Annotated in this window: 1 protein-coding gene and 1 pseudogene; one reads left to right on the top strand and one right to left on the bottom strand. The window is 48.5% G+C overall.

The features are described 5' to 3' along the window. A pseudogene (locus C9J12_RS29770) lies at nt 1-1,519 on the top strand (conjugal transfer mating-pair stabilization protein TraG); the annotation flags it as partial. A 12-nt stretch (nt 1,520-1,531) separates the two neighbouring features. On the opposite strand, the gene C9J12_RS29775 reads toward C9J12_RS29770, so the two are convergent. Further along, entirely contained in the window at nt 1,532-2,041 is a 510-nt protein-coding gene (locus C9J12_RS29775; protein WP_227876521.1) for a hypothetical protein, read from the bottom strand. Nucleotides 2,042-2,327: the final 286 nt, after the last annotated feature.

Raw genomic sequence — 2,327 nt, forward strand, 5'->3', positions numbered from 1 at the left:
GTTTATCGTCAAAGGCGGTGCCTCGGTCATGAGCAACATGAGCCACCAACTGGCCGCCACCATGGGCAGCGTCAACAGCCGTACTTCGGCCAGCGCCGCCAGTGGTGACATTAATCTGGGCAATGGTCAGGTTGATAACTTCTCGTTTAATAACATGAACGGCAACAAAACTGATACCTCGGCCCTGCAGCGTACACACGGTATGACCGTGCAAAATGACACAGGCGGTATGACCACCACCTTTGCTGGAGGCAGCCAAGTCCTCGATGGCTCTAATACCATCTCACGGGGACTCGGGGTTGATTTGAACAGTCGGGAGGGCGTGAGCCGCAGCCTGCGCAGTTCGGCCAGCGAGACCCTCAGCCCAGCAGAAGGGCACCGTTCGCAATATAACGAGAGCACCGACAAGACCTTCGATCAAATCGTGCAATTGGGGCAAAACACCAGTAAAGGATTAAGCTACGGCGATACGGCATCCAACAAAGAAGGGGCGTCGGCCATGAAAGCGGCCAGCACCATGCAAAGTACGGTTGAGGAATTTGCCAAGCAAAATAATATGTCTTATGACGAAGCATCATCACGTCTAACGTCTAATTGGGTGGGAGGGTCATTATCAGCCGGACTCAAAACCCCTGGCGGATTACCTTTGGGCTTCAATGCTGGAGGGCAAATTGAAAGCGGTTATAGAAAGACTTGGGACGACCGAACCAGTGAAACACAAGGCCACTCAGAAAGTGACCGTGAATCACAAGCCTTGCAAAAGCAATTCAATGAATCGGCCAACGTGCTCAAGAACTACGACTTAACTGACAGCAGCAGCGAGACTCGCACCAAGACGGATACCGCCTTATCAAATATCGGTGACAGCCTGCGTGACACCGAATCGCTGGGGCTCACGGCACATACTGAGTTCAGTAAAGCCCAATCCCTCAGCCATCAAGCTGATAAAGTCGAGGATGTCAGCAACGGTGTCTCATTCAACCTCATGCCTGATTTTCAGTCCTATATGAGGCAAGAGAACCCAGACCACTATGAAGGGATCATGTACGGCAGTACCGAATCATTACGTGAGGAGCGAGCGGGCTATATTCGACAGTTCATGAATGAGCCGGAAACACAAACCAAACTTGAACGCTACACGGATGACAGTCTGCCACAAACAGAAAATGACTTAGTGGGTGATTTTAACCAGCAAACGGGTGGGCTAGCACTGACATCGGCGCAACGAACCGCCCAGCAACAGCAATCAGGGGAATTTCAGACCCGTCATGATGAGGGGGTCGAGCTCATCATTGAAGGAAAAGGCGTGCGGGAATATTTTGATGAAAATAAATTCAACACTATCGACAGAGAGGTCAACGAAAAGCTTAACGCCGTTAACGAACAGGTTGACAATATTGATAAGGCGCAACACCCCGTCCCTCAATTACCCGACATAGAGCCCAAAACAAAACCAGAGCCAGCCGAGAATAATAAAAACGGTTATCACTATCAGACCCAGAACCCCAATCAACCCTAACGGAAGTAATAGCTAACGCTTGAGAAAGTAGTCCGCTTTTTTGAATGAAAACGGGATAGATCGGCATGCACCAATAAAAATCCCTGTAGCCATCCAAACAAGAGCTAAATCTCCATTATCAAGACCAAAAAGGATAAAGAGAAAACCAATCCCCATAACAGCCACAAGAATGATATGTCCTTTCGCAAAATTTAATGTCTCATCGACTTGTTGATTGTATTGGGTTTTAGAAAGTTCTTGCGCAATGTCGGCCTCAGAGAACCCTTCTTCTCGCATGATGGTTTTAAGGGTCTCTAACGGCACATCACCGTTAACTTCAAAACGCGGCTTAGTCGGGTGAGCCGCCGCCCCTTCAACCGCTAGAATTTTATCGATTTCACCATCCGAGAACCCCGCTTCTGACAACGCTTTGACTTTCGCCGTAATGGAAACAGCCGTTGTCCCTTTTCCGCTTTGGTCAAGGGCGTTTTTCTTTGCCCGCATGGCAGCCGCTGCCAGCAATGTGTTATCGGAATCGCTCATGAGAAACCTCACTCTAACTTGATGATTTATTAACAATCATTATACCACACGGTCAATATTTAACCTTAATTATACTGGTTTTATGATCAGTTAATCACAAAAAAAGGCTCACTATGTCTTGCGTTAAACGCTTATTTTTCATCACCTTTCTCTCGCTTGCCACACCGTTGCACGCGGCCTCCATCCAGACACATTTGGACAGTATAAACAGCCCCGACCCCACGGTACGGGCTGTCGCTGAAACCTACCTAAACGGCATTGTGGATGCCAGCATGTATATCAATGC

Source organism: Photobacterium frigidiphilum (genome assembly GCF_003025615.1).
Taxonomy (GTDB): Bacteria; Pseudomonadota; Gammaproteobacteria; order Enterobacterales; family Vibrionaceae; genus Photobacterium; species Photobacterium frigidiphilum.